Origin of the sequence: Pseudomonas sp. NPDC089734 (assembly GCF_044748865.1) — a bacterium.
Taxonomy (GTDB): domain Bacteria; phylum Pseudomonadota; class Gammaproteobacteria; order Pseudomonadales; family Pseudomonadaceae; genus Aquipseudomonas.
This window is the reverse complement of the sequence record NZ_JBIVGV010000008.1, coordinates 1-14,930: the sequence shown is the minus strand read 5'-3', so window position 1 is coordinate 14,930 and position 14,930 is coordinate 1. Positions and strand designations below refer to the sequence as shown.

General features: G+C 58.5%; 12 protein-coding genes and 2 pseudogenes. 2 read left to right on the top strand and 12 right to left on the bottom strand.

What is annotated here, in order from left to right; translation table 11 throughout:
- Positions 1-49: 49 nt before the first annotated feature.
- From ACIPY9_RS12355 to flhA, 12 genes are all read right to left on the bottom strand, one after another.
- Positions 50-937 carry a CheW domain-containing protein gene (locus tag ACIPY9_RS12355; protein ID WP_400701028.1) on the bottom strand — a complete coding sequence of 296 codons (888 nt, stop codon included), beginning with the start codon at positions 935-937 and terminating at the stop codon, positions 50-52.
- Between the two features lie 102 nt (positions 938-1,039).
- The gene (locus ACIPY9_RS12350; RefSeq protein ID WP_400701025.1) at positions 1,040-1,828 is read right to left on the bottom strand and encodes a ParA family protein; all 789 of its coding nucleotides are present in this window, start codon (positions 1,826-1,828) and stop codon (positions 1,040-1,042) included.
- A 46-nt stretch (positions 1,829-1,874) separates the two neighbouring features.
- Complete coding sequence (gene motD / locus ACIPY9_RS12345; RefSeq protein WP_400701022.1) at positions 1,875-2,762, bottom strand: flagellar motor protein MotD; 888 nt, start codon at positions 2,760-2,762, stop codon at positions 1,875-1,877.
- Positions 2,763-2,768: 6 nt separating this feature from the next.
- Positions 2,769-3,509, bottom strand: a complete 741-nt coding sequence (locus ACIPY9_RS12340; protein ID WP_400701019.1) for a flagellar motor protein — start codon at positions 3,507-3,509, stop codon at positions 2,769-2,771.
- Positions 3,509-4,657, bottom strand: a complete 1,149-nt coding sequence (locus ACIPY9_RS12335) for a chemotaxis response regulator protein-glutamate methylesterase (RefSeq protein WP_400701016.1) — start codon at positions 4,655-4,657, stop codon at positions 3,509-3,511. The genes ACIPY9_RS12340 and ACIPY9_RS12335 overlap by 1 nt, the downstream gene beginning before the upstream one ends.
- A 51-nt stretch (positions 4,658-4,708) precedes the next feature.
- Positions 4,709-6,967: a chemotaxis protein CheA gene (locus ACIPY9_RS12330; protein WP_400701013.1), complete on the bottom strand. Its 2,259-nt coding sequence runs from the start codon at positions 6,965-6,967 to the stop codon at positions 4,709-4,711.
- A gap of 33 nt (positions 6,968-7,000) precedes the next feature.
- Complete coding sequence (locus ACIPY9_RS12325) at positions 7,001-7,786, bottom strand: protein phosphatase CheZ (RefSeq protein ID WP_400701573.1); 786 nt, start codon at positions 7,784-7,786, stop codon at positions 7,001-7,003.
- A gap of 19 nt (positions 7,787-7,805) precedes the next feature.
- Complete coding sequence (locus ACIPY9_RS12320) at positions 7,806-8,180, bottom strand: chemotaxis response regulator CheY (RefSeq protein WP_183134005.1); 375 nt, start codon at positions 8,178-8,180, stop codon at positions 7,806-7,808.
- Positions 8,181-8,439: 259 nt separating this feature from the next.
- Entirely contained in the window at positions 8,440-9,180 is a 741-nt protein-coding gene (fliA, locus tag ACIPY9_RS12315) for an RNA polymerase sigma factor FliA (RefSeq protein WP_025260876.1), read from the bottom strand.
- Positions 9,177-10,010, bottom strand: coding sequence for a flagellar synthesis regulator FleN (gene fleN, locus ACIPY9_RS12310; protein ID WP_025260877.1), 834 nt, complete (start codon positions 10,008-10,010; stop codon positions 9,177-9,179). Before fleN ends, fliA begins: the two co-directional genes overlap by 4 nt.
- A gap of 115 nt (positions 10,011-10,125) precedes the next feature.
- The gene (flhF, locus tag ACIPY9_RS12305) at positions 10,126-11,457 is read right to left on the bottom strand and encodes a flagellar biosynthesis protein FlhF (protein ID WP_400701007.1); all 1,332 of its coding nucleotides are present in this window, start codon (positions 11,455-11,457) and stop codon (positions 10,126-10,128) included.
- A gap of 11 nt (positions 11,458-11,468) precedes the next feature.
- On the bottom strand, positions 11,469-13,598 hold the full coding sequence (flhA, locus tag ACIPY9_RS12300) for a flagellar biosynthesis protein FlhA (RefSeq protein WP_400701004.1): 2,130 nt from the start codon (positions 13,596-13,598) through the stop codon (positions 11,469-11,471).
- A 695-nt stretch (positions 13,599-14,293) separates the two neighbouring features.
- On the opposite strand from flhA, the pseudogene ACIPY9_RS12295 reads away from it, so the two are divergent.
- Positions 14,294-14,695: pseudogene (locus ACIPY9_RS12295) on the top strand (transposase); the annotation flags it as partial.
- Between the two features lie 62 nt (positions 14,696-14,757).
- Positions 14,758-14,930 (top strand): annotated as a pseudogene (locus ACIPY9_RS12290) (IS3 family transposase); the annotation flags it as partial.

Below are 14,930 nucleotides of genomic sequence, written 5' to 3'. Positions count from 1 at the left end.
CCCCTCACGTGTGTACTCTGCAGGCGACGCCTCTGGCGCCGACCCATGATTATTTCGATTTGTTCAACTGCTTGACCGCGCCACTGGCTATCAACTCGGCCAACTCTGCAACATCCAGCAACGCGCACATATGCTCAATCACCGTCCCCGCCAGCCATGGGCGCTGCCCACGATGGGTCCGCCACTTGATTTCCCCAGGATCAAGGCGCAATGAACGACTGACCTGATGCACTGCCAGCCCCCATTCATAACCTTGAACCGAGATCACGTACTGCAATCCCTGGCGAAAATCGTCGCGGTAGCGATCAGGCATGATCCAACGCGCGGTATCCAATACTTTCAGGTTGCCGGCCTGGCTGGGCAATATCCCCAGGAACCAGTCGGGCTGACCGAACAAGGGGGTCAACTCCTGCCCCGCCAGGCTGTAGATCGAACCCAGGCAGACCAGAGGCACGGCCAGTGTCAGACCGGCCACATCGAACAGCAGGCACTCGAATGGCTCGTCCGCCCATGCCGGACGTCCGTCCTGTGCAGGCGGCGGAGTGGGCGTGCGCTGCGCGGCAGCAGTATTCAACTGCACCAGCGGTTCAGCCACTTCCACCGTCGGCACGGCCACTTCAGCCACCACGGCCTCGGCAACCACCTCAGGCACCACTTCAACCGGTACCACCACGGGCGTCACGACCGGTGCAACCACCGGCGCAGCGACCGCTACCTGTACAGCCACCGGAGCAGGTGCGGCCACGGCCACTGCAACGGGTTTGACCTGCAATTGCATCCGCGCATCGTGGGCCTGCTCTTCGAGCACGGCAGCCCGGAACTCATCGATCGTACTCGAGGGCTCTTCCAGCTCTTCAGTGGCATCCTGAAGCAACGCATCCAGATAAGACTGCAATGCCAGTTTTGGTCGTGTAGCAACTTCTACAGGGCGGTTCATACCGGGGCCCAACGATAAATGGAGCGAGTGCCGCCTGAAAGGGTTATCGGCCGCATTGAGGCCTGACTTGAGCGGGCAGCACAGAAAGAATAAGGGCGCACGTCAAGCCACCTGCGTTGTCAGTTGCTCGGCAAGCATGTGCTTGAGCAGCGCCCGATACGCCATGACACCGCGACTCTTGCCGTCGTTCTGCGAAGGTGTGACACCTGCCCGGCTCGCATCGCGCAGGCGAGTATCGACAGGCACATAGGCTTTCCAGACATGATCGGGGAAACTGTCGCGCAACAGCTTGAGCGTGCCCATCGACGCCTGGGTCCGGCGGTCGAACAGCGTGGGAACGATGGTGTACGGCAAGGGTGTCTTGCGCGAACGGTTGATCATTGCCAGGGTATTGACCATCCGCTCCAGGCCTTTGACGGCCAGGAACTCGGTCTGCACCGGAATGGCCAACTGTTGACTGGCTGCCAGGGCATTGACCATCAATACCCCCAGCAAGGGCGGGCTGTCGATCAGCGCATAGTCAAAATCCTGCCACAACTGGGCAAGACTCTTGGCGATGACCAGTCCCAGGCCGCTCTGGCCGGGCGACTGGCGCTCCAGCGTAGCCAGGGCCGTGCTGGAAGGCAGCAGAGAAATCCGCTCATCGCTGGTCGGCAGCAACAGCTGGCCGGGCAAGCCTTCGGGCACCGCCCCCTTGTGCAGGAACAGGTCGAAGACACTGTGTTCGAGTTCGTCGGGGTTGTGTCCGAAATAGCTGGTCATGGAGCCATGGGGGTCCAGATCGACCACGACGACGCGCTTGCCCGCATCAGCCAGCAGGCCGGCCAGGGCAATGGTCGTGGTGGTCTTGCCGACTCCACCTTTTTGATTGGCTACTGCCCAGACTCTCATGAATGTTTTTCCTTCCGCACAACGACGACCATATCGATAACGACTGCTACAGGGCGGGTGACGGAGAATTGACGGCGTTCGCGCGTACCGGCGGCTTTGCTGGCACTGGTGCAGTTTGTGTGCCAGCACGCCTCAAGGCCGCATCCGGTTGAGCATTGGCCGTTCCGGTACTGGTCAGACTGCGACGCACATCCAGGTTACGCGAAATGACCAGTACCACGCGACGGTTCTGCGCACGACCGGCTGCCGTGCCATTGGAGGCAATGGGCTGGAACTCGCCATAGCCTACCGAAGCCAGCCGGGCGGGATTGACCCCTTCCATGGCCAGCATGCGCACGATACTCGCGGAACGCGCCGACGACAGTTCCCAGTTGGTCGGGTACTGAGCCGTGCTGATCGGCTGATCGTCGGTAAAACCTTCCACATGGATGGGGTTATCGAAGCGTTTGACGATACCGGCGACCTTTTCGATGATCGAGAACGCCTTGTCGCTGGGCATTGCATCGCCACTGCCGAACAACAGACTCGAATTGAGTTCGATCTCGATCCACAGCTCGTTACCGCGAACGGTCATCTGGTCCGACTTGATCAGATCGCCGAAGGCATCGCGCACATCGGTGGCGATGCTCTGCAACGGGTCGTCCGACTTCTGCCCGATACCGGCGTCCGTCAGTTCGCTGTCCTTGAGCAAAGGTTCGGCAGGCTTCATGGTCTGCGGCCGCTGCTCACCGATGGGAATGGGCTGCATGGTGCGATCAGCTTCGTTGAACACGCCGATCAGTGCCTGGGACAGAATCTTGTATTTGCCTTCGTTGATCGACGAAATCGAATACATCACCACAAAAAAGGCAAACAGCAGCGTGATGAAGTCGGCATAGGACACCAGCCAGCGTTCGTGATTCTCGTGCTCTTCAGGCGGACGACGTCGAGCCATGAGGCGTTACTCCATGAAGCCTTGCAGCTTGAGTTCGATGGAGCGCGGGTTTTCACCCTCGGCAATGGACAACAGCCCTTCAAGCAACATTTCCCGATAGCGGGCCTGACGGTGTGCGATGGCCTTGAGCTTGTTGGCAATGGGCAGAAGGATCAGGTTGGCTGTTGCGACACCATAAATGGTTGCCACGAATGCCACTGCGATACCGCCTCCCAACTGGCTTGGATCGGCCAGATTGCCCATCACGTGGATCAGGCCCATGACCGCACCGATGATCCCGATGGTGGGCGCATAGCCGCCCATGCTTTCAAATACCTTGGCCGCCGAGATGTCACGGGTTTCCTGGGTGATGAAATCCACCTCCAGGATGCTGCGAATCGCTTCAGGTTCGGCACCGTCCACCAGCAACTGCAACCCTTTGCGGGCATAGTTGTCAGGCTCGGTATCGGCAACCGACTCCAGGCCCAGAAGCCCTTCCTTGCGAGCGGTCAGGCTCCAGGCAATCACGCGGTCGATACCGCCGGCCAGATCGATACGGGGCGGGAACAGAATCCAGACCACGATCTGCATGGCACGCTTGAAGGCACTCATGGGCGATTGCAGCAACGAAGCGCCCAGCGTACCACCCAGCACAATCAGGGCTGCCGGTCCGTTGATCAGGGCACCCAGGTGCCCGCCTTCGAGAAAGTTACCGCCGATAATCGCAACGAACGCCAGGATCAGACCGATAAGACTCAATACATCCATCAGATACAGGCCTCAACCAGATGCCTGCCGATATCGTCCAGGCTGTAGATCGCATCCGCCAGATCGGCTTTTACAATCGCCATCGGCATACCATAGATCACGCAGCTTGCTTCGTCCTGCGCCCAGACGCTGCTGCCGCCCTGCTTGAGCAAGCGAGCGCCTTCGCGACCGTCAGCCCCCATGCCGGTCAGCACCACGGCCAGCACTTTGTCCCCATAGGACTTGGCAGCCGAACCGAAGGTGATGTCCACACAGGGCTTGTAATTGAGGCGTTCGTCGCCCGGCAGGATTTTCACCGTGCCACGACCGTCCACCATCATCTGCTTGCCTCCGGGGGCCAGCAATGCCAGGCCCGGCCTCAGGACGTCACCATCCTCGGCTTCCTTGACACTGATGTTGCACAGCTTGTCCAGGCGCTCGGCAAAAGCCTTGGTAAAGGCTGCCGGCATGTGCTGGATCAGAACGATGGGTGCCGGAAAACTGGCGGGCAGTTGGGTCAGAACCCGCTGAAGGGCAACCGGACCACCAGTGGATGTACCGATGGCCACCAGCTTGTAAGCCTTACGCTTGGGCGCTGCCGAATGGGCTGGCGCATGCGTCGCATGGGCAGGTGCATGAGTCACGGGCGCTGGCGCGGTACGGGTCGGGGCCGTGCGGGCCGGCGGCGGAGTACGGGCCGGTGCCGCTGTCGGGGCAGGCGCTGCGGGAGCAGGAGCCGCGGCATGGCCACCCATGGCACTGAAACGACGGTTGCTGCGCGCGATACTGTTGATCTTCTCGCACAGCAGTTGTTTGACCTTCGTCGGGTTACGCGAAATGTCTTCGAAATTCTTGGGCAGGAAGTCCACTGCACCGGCGTCCAGTGCATCCAGCGTGACGCGGGCACCTTCATGCGTCAGCGAAGAGAACATCAGGACAGGAGTCGGAATGCGCTGCATGATGTGCCGGACCGACGTAATGCCATCCATCATCGGCATTTCGTAGTCCATGGTGATCACATCCGGCTTTAGCGCCAGAGCTTGTTCGATTGCTTCCTTGCCATTTGTCGCCGTGCCGACGACCTGGATGTTGGGGTCCGAAGAAAGAATTTCCGATACGCGGCGGCGGAAGAAACCGGAATCATCCACCACCAGGACCTTGACTGCCATAAACACTCCAATAGGTTCAGCAGGCAGCTTGCGCTGCCCGCATCACCAGAATCAAATACGCCGTGCGGCGTAACGCTTGAGCATGCTCGGTACATCCAGAATCAAGGCGATGCGACCGTCACCGGTAATGGTGGCACCCGACATGCCAGGCGTACCTTGCAACATCTTGCCCAGCGGTTTGATGACCACCTCTTCCTGACCGACCAGTTGATCGACCACGAAGCCGATGCGCTGGGTGCCGACCGAAAGGATCACCACATGCCCTTCATGCTGTTCTTCATAAGCGGCAGAGCTGATCAGCCAGCGCTTGAGGTAGAACAACGGCAAGGCCTTGTCACGCACGATCACGACTTCCTGACCATCGACGACATTGGTGGTCGACAGGTCCAGGTGGAAGATCTCGTTGACGTTGACCAGCGGGAAGGCAAATGCCTGATTCCCCAGCATGACCATCAGCGTCGGCATGATTGCCAGAGTCAGAGGCACCTTGATGACAATCTTGGAGCCCTGGCCCTTGGTGGAGTAGATGTTGATCGTACCGTTGAGCTGGGCGATCTTGGTTTTCACCACGTCCATACCCACGCCACGCCCGGAGATGTCCGAGATCTCGGATTTGGTCGAGAAGCCCGGAGCAAAGATCAGGTTGTAGCAGTCGGTATCGCTCAGACGATCGGCCGCATCCTTGTCCATCACGCCACGCTTCACGGCGATGGCACGCAGGACGTTAGGGTCCATGCCCTTGCCGTCATCGGAAATCGACAGCAGGATATGGTCGCCTTCCTGTTCCGCCGAAAGAATCACTCGGCCACCGCGTGACTTGCCTGCCGCTTCGCGCTCTTCAGGCATTTCGATACCGTGGTCGACCGCGTTGCGCACCAAGTGGACCAGCGGGTCGGCAAGGGCCTCGACGAGGTTCTTGTCCAGGTCGGTCTCTTCACCGACCAGCTCCAGGTTGATTTCCTTCTTGAGCTGACGCGCCAGATCGCGAACCAGTCGCGGGAAGCGACCGAAGACTTTCTTGATCGGCTGCATGCGGGTTTTCATCACCGCCGTCTGCAGGTCGGCCGTCACCACATCCAGGTTCGACACGGCCTTGGACATGGCTTCATCGCCGCTGTTCAGGCCCAGACGTACCAGACGGTTACGCACCAGCACCAGTTCGCCGACCATGTTCATGATCTCGTCCAGGCGCGCTGTATCGACACGTACAGTGGTTTCGGCTTCCGATGCCACAGGCTTTTCACCACCGGCAGCAGCAGGCGCGCGGGCCGGAGCCGCCGCAGGAGCGGCCTTGGCAGGTTCCGGCTTCGCAGCAGGCGCCGGTGCAGGCTTGGCTGCCGCGACAGGTGCCGGAGGCGGAGGTGGCGGTGTTGCTGCCGCCGCATTACCGGCTACAGCCTGAGGCTCGAACTTGCCCTTGCCATGCAACTCATCCAGCAGGCTCTCGAACTCGTGATCGGTAATTTCATCGGAAGCCGCAGCCGCCGGTGCCTTGGCAGCGGCGGCCTGTGCAACGACCGGAGCCGCCGCGATACCGCCGTCGAACGAACCCTTGCCATGCAACTGATCGAGCAGTGCCTCGAATTCATCATCGGTGATTTCATCGCTGGCAGGTGCCGCCGCCCCTTCGCTCTGGGCAGCTGCCACAGGCGCAGGTGCAGCCAGGGCATCCGGCGCAAACTGGCCCTTGCCATGCAACTGATCAAGCAACGACTCGAATTCCTGGTCGGTGATTTCATCATCACCAGCCGCTGCCGCCGCTGGAGCCGGGGCTGCCTCGGCTTTCGCCGCACTCATGGTATCGAGCAGGTGCTCGAATTCGGCATCGGTGATTTCATCGCTCGGGGCTGGCTCGACAGGAGCCGCCTCTACGACAGGAGGTGGTGGTGGCGGAGCAGCGACCTCAGCCTGCTGGGCAGACTCAGGTTCGGCCAGACGCGACAGCGCAGCCAGAAGCTCGGGAGTCGCAGGCGTCAGGTCGGTACGTTCACGCACCTGACCGAACATGCTGTTGACTGTATCCAGTGCTTCAAGGACCACGTCCATCAACTCGGCGTCAACGCGGCGCTCCCCCTTGCGAAGGATGTCGAACACGTTTTCGGCGATGTGGCAGCACTCCACCAGCTCATGGAGCTGGAGGAAGCCGGCGCCCCCTTTTACAGTGTGAAAACCGCGAAAAATTGCGTTGAGCAGGTCCGCATCATCCGGTCGGCTTTCCAGCTCGACCAACTGTTCAGACAACTGCTCCAGAATTTCGCCGGCCTCTACCAGAAAATCCTGAAGGATCTCTTCATCGGCGCCGAAGCTCATTGGGGTGCTCCCTAAAATTAACCGTCAACAGACCTAGAAGCCAAGGCTCGATAGCAGATCGTCTACATCATCCTGTCCGGATACGACGTCTTCACGTTTATCGGCATGAATCTGCGGACCTTCACCCTGCGTGATATGTTTTTTAGGATCTTTTTCAGCAAGGATCGCTTTTTGATCGTGTTCGATACCCGCAAACCGATCGACATGACTGGCCATGAGCACCAGTTTGAGCAAATTGCTTTCAACTTCGGTGACCAATTGAGTGACACGCTTGATCACCTGACCGGTCAGGTCCTGATAATCCTGAGCCAGCAGAATGTCATTGAGATTGGCTGCCACGGTATGAGATTCCGACCCGGTGCGAGACAGAAAACCGTCAACACGTTTGGCCAGATCGCGGAACTCTTCAGCTCCGATCTCACGACGCATGAAACGTCCCCAGTCAGCGCTCAACGCCTTGGCGTCGTCGCTCAACCCGTTCATGATCGGAGTGCTTTGCTCGACCAGATCCATCGTGCGGTTGGCCGCATTCTCGGTCAGTCTCACAACATACGACAGACGATCGGCCGCATCAGTGATCTGGGACACTTCTTCGGCTTGCGGCATGTTCGGGTCAATATGAAAATTGACGATCGCACTATGCAGCTCACGAGTCAGCTTGCCGACTTCCTGATACAGACCGCGATCCCGAGCCTGGTTAAGCTCGTGGATCAGTTGCACCGCATCGCCAAACCGGCCTTTTTCCAGACTGGCCACAAGCTCATGCGCATGTTTCTTCAGGGTTGACTCAAAGTCACCCAACGAATCGTTGTTCTCCATAGCGCCCTCGCGGCATGCATCAGCTGTTGACGCGTTCAAAGATCTTTTCGATCTTCTCTTGCAGCACCTGGGCTGTGAACGGCTTGACGACGTAACCATTTACGCCGGCCTGGGCAGCTTCGATAATCTGCTCACGCTTGGCTTCGGCGGTCACCATCAGTACCGGCAGGCTTTTGAGACGCTCATCCTGACGCACCTGACGCAACAGATCGATCCCGGTCATGCCAGGCATGTTCCAGTCAGTCACCAAGAAGTCAAAGGAACCGCTTTGAAGCATCGGCAAGGCAGTGATGCCATCGTCCGCTTCAGATGTGTTGGTGAACCCCAGGTCACGCAACAGGTTTTTAATGATCCGCCGCATCGTTGAGAAGTCATCAACGATGAGGATTTTCATGTTCTTGTCCAATTCGACCTCCAAGCAGTCTTTAACGCATTCAGCACCTGAACACGCTGTTCACTCAATACTGGCACAGCACACCCCCGGCTGTACGAAAACGACGACGGGCTTGGTAAAACAACAGACTCGAGACCTCAAGCTGCAGGCCTGAAGCTCTGTCTGACAGGCTCCTGCCTTGTCTATCCGGTTACCACGCAACGCTTTGCACAGCCGGCATGCAGACAACATATAACCACTACAAGTCACATATTGCCTGTCAACGCGCTCGCCATTCCCCCAAACGCCCTCGCAAACGAGCTGCGCACTGGCTGTGTAACTGGCTGACTCGTGACTCGCTGACCCCAAGCACCTCACCGATTTCCTTGAGGTTCAGCTCCTCGTCATAGTACAGCGCCAAGACCAGACGCTCACGCTCCGGCAAATTGGCAATCGCATCGGCTAATGCGGCCTGGAAACGCTCGTCTTCCAGATCGCGGGACGGTTCAAGCGAGCCGCTTGCGCCGTCCTCGTGCAGCCCTTCGTGGTCGCCGTCCTGCAAGAGGTCGTCGAAACTGAAAAGCCGACTGCCCAAGGTATCATTCAAAATCCCGTAGTAATCATCGAGACTTAACTGGAGTTCGGCCGCAACTTCATGATCTTTAGCGTCACGGCCAGTTTTTGCTTCAATTGCGCGAATTGCATCACTGACCATGCGCGTATTGCGGTGAACCGAGCGCGGTGCCCAGTCTCCCTTGCGGACTTCATCGAGCATTGCGCCACGAATACGGATCCCGGCATAGGTCTCGAAACTCGCGCCCTTGGTGGAGTCGTACTTGGTAGACACTTCCAGCAGGCCGATCATGCCGGCCTGGATCAGATCTTCCACCTGCACACTGGCTGGCAGACGCGCCAGCAAGTGGTAGGCGATGCGCTTGACCAACGGAGCATAACGCTCGATCAGTTCGTATTGCGAATTCCTGGAAGCCTTGCTGTACATTTGAAAGCCGCTCGCTGTCATTGAACAGGCCCCGCACTGGTCTGGTGAACAAGTCGTTCGACGAAGAACTCCAGATGACCGCGTGGATTGGCTGGCAATGGCCAGGTGTCGACCTTCTGGGCAATGGCCTTGAAAGCCAGAGCACATTTGGAGCGAGGGAATGCTTCATAGACAGCGCGCTGCTTCTGCACGGCCTTGCGCACACACTCATCGTAAGGTACGGCACCCACATATTGCAGAGCCACATCAAGGAAGCGATCCGTCACTTTCGTCAGTTTGGCGAACAGGTTGCGCCCTTCCTGTGGGCTCTGGGCCATATTGGCCAGAACGCGAAAACGGTTCATGCCGTAGTCGCGGTTAAGCAGTTTGATCAGTGCGTAGGCGTCGGTAATCGACGTCGGCTCATCGCAGACCACCAGCAACACTTCCTGGGCCGCCCGCACGAAGCTGACAACCGACTCGCCGATACCTGCCGCCGTGTCGATCACCAACACATCGAGGTTGTCGCCAATCTCGCTGAAGGCCTGGATCAGACCGGCATGCTGCGCCGGAGACAGATGGACCATGCTCTGGGTGCCGGAAGCCGCAGGCACGATGCGAACACCGCCCGGCCCCTGCAACAGGACATCGCGCAGATCACAACGGCCCTCGATGACGTCAGCCAGCGTCCGCTTGGGCGTCAGCCCCAGCAGAACATCGACATTGGCCAGACCAAGGTCGGCATCCAGCAGCATGACACGACGGCCGAGTTCGGCCAGCGCCAGTGAGAGGTTCACCGACACATTAGTCTTGCCGACGCCACCCTTGCCGCCAGTCACTGCGATTACCTGTACGGGATGCATGCTGCCCATGTTATTTCTTTACCTTGTCTTGCGTAGACCGAAGCCACATTACGGGCTGCATGTTCGTTGACGAACAATGCCTGGCAGACCATTGATGCAGGGACATTCCAGTAATATCCATCACTCACCCCACTCTCTTGCCGGGTGTGTGATAAAGATCGGCAAACATATCGGCCATCGCTTCCTCGCTCGGCTCATCCTGCATTTGCACACTCACTGCGCGGCTCACCAACTGGTGGCGACGCGGCAGGTGCAGATCGTCAGGAATACGTGGTCCATCAGTCAGGTAGGCCACCGGTAACTCATGGCCGATCGCAAGGCTCAATACCTCCCCGAGACTTGCGGTTTCATCAAGCTTGGTCAGGATGCAACCTGCCAGGCCACAACGCTTGTAACTGTGATAGGCCGCCGTCAGCACCTGCTTCTGGCTGGTCGTGGCCAGTACCAGATAGTTGCGGGCGCGGATACCGCGACCAGCCAGACTTTCCAGCTGCATGCGCAAGGCCGGATCACTGGCCTGCAGGCCAGCGGTGTCGATCAACACCACACGCTTGCGCAGCAGCGGATCCAGCGCCTGGGCCAGAGACTGCCCCGGATCGACGTGGGTTACCGGCACATTCAGAATGCGACCAAGGGTCTTGAGCTGTTCCTGGGCACCGATACGGAAACTGTCCATGCTCACCAGGGCGATGTTCTGCGGGCCGTACTTCAGGACGTAACGGGCCGCCAGCTTGGCGAGGGTCGTGGTCTTGCCCATGCCGGCCGGACCGACCATGGCAATCACGCCCCCCTCTTCGAGCGGCTCGACATCAGGAACGGAAATCATCCGTGCCAGGTGAGCCAGCAGCATGCGCCAGGCCTGACGCGGCTCATCGATTTCAGGAATCATTTCCAGCAGATCACGCGACAGAGGGCCAGACAGGCCGACACGCTGCAGACGACGCCACAGGCTGGCCTGCTGCGGGCGACTGCCTTGCAACTGGTTCCAGGCCAGCGAGCCGAGCTGGACTTCAAGCAACTCGCGCAGGCCATTCAATTCCTGGCGCATGGAGTCATAGACACGCTGCCCGGCAGCCGGCTCGGCGGCGGCAGATGCCTGAGGCTGGACGAACGGACGCGGCGGCTCTTCGAGCGTCGGCTCGATATGCTTGTCGAGAGCATCGAACGGCATGCCGGAGAACAGTTGACGATTGTTCGACGCATCGCTGTCGCTGCGATTGGTCAGTTCAGCCTGAGCGGAAACGATACGCGACTGAGTCTTGCGCAGCTCGTCCTCAAGCTCCATGTTCGGCACCCGTGGCGCCAATGCGGAAAGCTTGTAGTCCAGAGCAGCTGTCAGCTCGACGCCACCGGCAATACGACGGTTGCCGATGATGGCCGCCTCTGCGCCCAGCTCATCGCGAACCAGTTTCATGGCTTGACGCATATCGGCGGCGAAAAATCGCTTAACTTGCATGACTCACTACCTCAGCCGTTAGGCCCGACAGTCGCTACGATGGTGACTTGCTTATTGTCAGGAATTTCCTGATACGCCAGAACATGCATGTTCGGTACAGCCAATCGTCCAAATCGTGACAGCATGGCCCGAACCGGACCCGCTACCAGGAGAATTACCGGCATCCCTTGCATCTCCTGACGCTGGGCGGCCTCAATCAACGAACGCTGGAGCTTTTCAGCCATGCTTGGCTCAAGAAGAACGCCTTCTTCCTGACCCTGACCAGCCTTCTGCAAACTATTGAGCAATATTTGTTCCAACCTTGGCTCCAGCGTGATGACAGGCAGCTCCGGCTCAATCCCCACAATGCTTTGCACGATTGCACGGCTCAGACCAACCCGCACGGCAGCCACCAAAGCGGCGGTATCTTGACTCTTTCCGGCATTGTTAGCGATGGCTTCTGCAATGCTGCGGATATCACGCACCGGCACATGCTCGGCCAGCAGAGCCTGCAACACATTGAGCAGCGCCGACAGCGAAAGAACACCCGGCACCAGCTCCTCAGCGAGCTTGGGCGAGCTCTTGGCCAGCAATTGCATCAGTTGCTGGACTTCTTCATGCCCGATCAGCTCATGGGAATGCTTGTAGAGAATCTGGTTCAAGTGCGTCGCGACCACGGTACTGGCATCCACCACCGTGTAACCCAGCGACTGAGCCTGGCTGCGCTGACTGATTTCGATCCAGACAGCCTCAAGACCGAACGCCGGATCTCTGGCAGTAATACCGTTGAGCGTGCCGAACACCTGACCCGGGTTAATCGCCAACTCACGGTCGGGATAGATCTCGGCTTCGGCCAGAATCACCCCCATCAGCGTCAAACGATAGGCGCTGGGTGCCAGGTCGAGGTTGTCGCGAATGTGAACTGTCGGCATCAGGAAGCCAAGCTCCTGGGACAGCTTCTTGCGCACACCCTTGATCCGCGCCAGCAACTGACCACCCTGGTTGCGATCCACCAGAGGAATCAGGCGGTAGCCCACTTCCAGACCGATGATGTCGATAGGCGTTACGTCGTCCCAGCCCAGCTCCTTGGAGTCCTGGACACGGGTCGGAGACGGCAGCAGCTCCTGCTGACGCTGGACTTCGGCCAATGCTTCAACCTTGGCCATATTCTGTTTCTTCCAGAGCAGGTAAGCAGCCCCTCCTGCCACCAACCCCAGGCTGATGAAAGCGAAGTGCGGCATACCCGGCACCAAACCCATCACAATCATGATCGCTGCCGATACGGCCAGTGCCTTGTGAGAAGTGAACATCTGGCGGTTGATCATCCGGCCCATCTCTTCCGAACCGGAAGCACGGGTCACCATGATCGCCGCAGCTGTGGACAACAGCAGTGATGGCAATTGCGCCACCAAACCGTCACCAATGGTCAGCAACGTATAAACGCGGCCAGCATCGGCGAAGGTCATGTTGTGTTGCAATATGCCAACCAGCATACCGCCGATGAGGTTGATGAACAGAATCAACAGCCCCGCAATCGCATCACCACGAACGAATTTACTGGCACCGTCCATGGAACCGTAGAACTCGGCCTCCTGGGCCACTTCAGCACGACGGCGTTTTGCTTCTGCCTGATCGATCAGACCTGCGTTGAGGTCGGCGTCGATCGCCATCTGCTTGCCCGGCATCGCATCGAGGGTGAATCGCGCGCTGACCTCGGAAATACGGCCGGCACCTTTGGTGATTACCACGAAGTTGATGATCATCAGGATCGCGAACACCACGATACCGACCACGTAGTTACCGCCGATCACCACTTCACCGAAGGCCTGGATCACCTTGCCCGCCGCCGCATGGCCGTCCTGACCGTGAAGCATGACCACCCGGGTCGACGCCACGTTCAAGGCCAGACGCAATAGCGTCGCCACCAGCAGGATGGTCGGGAACACCGAGAAGTCCAGCGGTCGCAAGGCATAGACGCAGACCAGCAAGACGACAATCGACAGTGCGATGTTGAACGTGAAGAACACGTCCAGCAGGAAAGGCGGTATGGGCAACATCATCATTGCCATCATGACCAGCAACAACAGCGGGACACCCAGCTGACCGCGACCCAAACCGGCGAGGTTGCTGCGTGCGCTACTGATAATCTGAGAGCGATCCACTGTTCTTTACCTGCGCACTAAATCAAAACTTTGACGCCCAAGGCGACCTGAATCGACCTATTGCAAAAAGCCGTCCAACTTTAGCAGCGACTTGCCAGCACAAAGCCACAAGCTGATGACAACTTGTTTCGTTGCTTGGCGTATCGCGCTCTAGCGGCAGAAGCTTTCTTTCGAGGCAGGAGCCGAGCAAGCGCCGCCAGGCCAGGGATGACCCATCGGCGCGGCACCATGGAACAACGCCGGAACGAAGGGGCCCGCCGTAAAGGCGGACCCCGTAGGAGCGGATTTATCCGCGAAAAAGCTCCGTCCAATCAGGATATGTTCACTGGTGAGGAACGTGTTTATTTCTGAATGGGGCGTTCGGCTTTATGCCGCCTTGCGCCTTTACGGCGCCCTACTTTGTTTTCGGACAAAGTAGGCAAAGCCACTGCTCCGGGTTCAGCCCTGCCTGACGGCAGGGTTCCTTCGCTCCGGCGCTGATCCGGCGTCTGTGATATCTCCACAAGAAGCTTTTCTCGCTTTTGCTTTTCAAACACAAAAAGCCCGGACACCACCGGCTGCGACGTTGGTGAAGGCCGAGTGGAGGTGTTGTGGAGTGGGGTGCGAGGCAGGAGCCGAGCAAGCGCCGCCAGGTGTGCTGGTTTAATGGCTCCGGACACCTCAATAGGGGAAACTACACCTACTGAGGAGTCTGTATGAGCAAGAAGAACAGAAGCTTTGATCCCAGCTTCAAGCTGGAAGTCGCCAAGATGGTCAAGGATCAGGGCATGAGCGTCAGCCAGGTCTGTCGTGATCTGAACATAGGCGATACCGCAGTACGCCGATGGGTTCAGCAATACGAATCAGAGCAACTGGGTGGTGCCGGGATTGGCAAGCCGTTGACCGCCGAGCAGCAGCGTATCCGTGAGCTTGAGCAGCAAGTGCGCGAGTTGAAGATGGACAAAGACATCCTAAAAAAGGCTACAGCCTTCTTTGCCCGCGAGTTGAAGTGATCCACAAGGCGGTTCACCAATTACAAGGTAAGGCCTACCCGGTGGCACGTGTCTGCCGGTTATTGCGGATCAGCCGTTCCGGTTACTACGAGGCGGCTCAACGTGGATTGGGAAAGGTGGCGGTCGACGCAACTGAGATCAAGCTCAAAGCGCTGTTTTACCGCCATGAGTGCTGCTTTGGCAGTCGACGGTTGCTCAAGGCGTTGCAGGCTGAAGGTGTCCGTATGGGGCTCTTCAAAATCCGCAAAATCATGAAGAAACAGGGACTGGTAGCGACCTGGAAACGTAAGTTCACGCATACCACTAACAGCAAACATGATCTGCCTATAGCCCCAAACCT

Excerpts from the sequence above, each read along its gene's own strand:
- ACIPY9_RS12355 (WP_400701028.1), bottom strand. The coding sequence starts at position 937 with ATGAACCGCCCTGTAGAAGTTGCTACACGACCAAAACTGGCATTGCAG.
- ACIPY9_RS12350 (WP_400701025.1), bottom strand. The coding sequence starts at position 1,828 with ATGAGAGTCTGGGCAGTAGCCAATCAAAAAGGTGGAGTCGGCAAGACC.
- motD (WP_400701022.1), bottom strand. The coding sequence starts at position 2,762 with ATGGCTCGACGTCGTCCGCCTGAAGAGCACGAGAATCACGAACGCTGG.
- ACIPY9_RS12340 (WP_400701019.1), bottom strand. The coding sequence starts at position 3,509 with ATGGATGTATTGAGTCTTATCGGTCTGATCCTGGCGTTCGTTGCGATT.
- ACIPY9_RS12335 (WP_400701016.1), bottom strand. The coding sequence starts at position 4,657 with ATGGCAGTCAAGGTCCTGGTGGTGGATGATTCCGGTTTCTTCCGCCGC.
- ACIPY9_RS12330 (WP_400701013.1), bottom strand. The coding sequence starts at position 6,967 with ATGAGCTTCGGCGCCGATGAAGAGATCCTTCAGGATTTTCTGGTAGAG.
- ACIPY9_RS12325 (WP_400701573.1), bottom strand. The coding sequence starts at position 7,786 with ATGGAGAACAACGATTCGTTGGGTGACTTTGAGTCAACCCTGAAGAAA.
- ACIPY9_RS12320 (WP_183134005.1), bottom strand. The coding sequence starts at position 8,180 with ATGAAAATCCTCATCGTTGATGACTTCTCAACGATGCGGCGGATCATT.
- fliA (WP_025260876.1), bottom strand. The coding sequence starts at position 9,180 with ATGACAGCGAGCGGCTTTCAAATGTACAGCAAGGCTTCCAGGAATTCG.
- fleN (WP_025260877.1), bottom strand. The coding sequence starts at position 10,010 with ATGGGCAGCATGCATCCCGTACAGGTAATCGCAGTGACTGGCGGCAAG.
- flhF (WP_400701007.1), bottom strand. The coding sequence starts at position 11,457 with ATGCAAGTTAAGCGATTTTTCGCCGCCGATATGCGTCAAGCCATGAAA.